The sequence below is a fragment of the Streptomyces pseudogriseolus genome, from assembly GCA_002154585.1.
Classification (GTDB): domain Bacteria; phylum Actinomycetota; class Actinomycetes; order Streptomycetales; family Streptomycetaceae; genus Streptomyces; species Streptomyces pseudogriseolus.
Genome location: MUNG01000303.1, coordinates 1 through 592, shown reverse-complemented (window position 1 = coordinate 592; position 592 = coordinate 1). Strand labels below are relative to the sequence as shown.

General features: G+C 75.2%; 1 protein-coding gene and 1 pseudogene. One reads left to right on the top strand and one right to left on the bottom strand.

All coding sequences use genetic code 11. From position 1 onward, the window contains the following. A pseudogene (locus CCN29_RS24610) lies at window positions 1–426 on the bottom strand (23S rRNA (guanosine(2251)-2'-O)-methyltransferase RlmB); the annotation flags it as partial. Here CCN29_RS24610 and CCN29_RS36200 point away from each other — a divergent pair. After that, on the top strand, window positions 316–592 hold a 277-nt coding region (locus CCN29_RS36200; RefSeq protein ID WP_442538477.1), incomplete at its 3' end, for an RNA methyltransferase substrate-binding domain-containing protein. The pseudogene CCN29_RS24610 and the gene CCN29_RS36200 overlap by 111 nt on opposite strands.

The following is a 592-nucleotide window of genomic DNA, read 5'->3' as shown; positions in this document are numbered from 1 at the left end:
GTTGAGCGACTCCGCGCCGCCCGGCATCGGGATCCGCACCCGCACGTCACAGGTCTCGCCGACCAGCCGGGACAGCCCCTTGCCCTCGCTGCCGACGACGATCACGACCGGCCCGTCCAGCGCCTCGAGGTCGCCCAGCTCGGCCTCCCCGTCGGCGGCCAGACCGACCACGACGACGCCCGCCTTCTTGTACGCCTCCAGCGCCCGCGTCAGGTTGGTGGCCCGGGCGACGGGCGTACGGGCGGCCGTGCCGGCGGACGTCTTCCAGGCACCGGCGGTCATCCCGGCGGCGCGCCGCTCGGGCACGACCACGCCGTGCCCGCCGAACGCGGAGACGGACCGGACGACCGCGCCGAGGTTGCGCGGGTCGGTGACCCCGTCCAGGGCGACGATCAGCGGGTCCTGGCCCTCGTCGTGCGCGGCGGCATCAACCTCATGGAGGCGCCCCGCCCCGAGCTGGACCGCATGACCAACGGCCTCAACCACCAGGGCCTGGTCCTCCAGGTCCCGCCGTACGAGTACGCGCACCCCGAGGACCTGGTCGCCGCCGCGCACGACGAGGGCCAGGACCCGCTGATCGTCGCCCTGGACG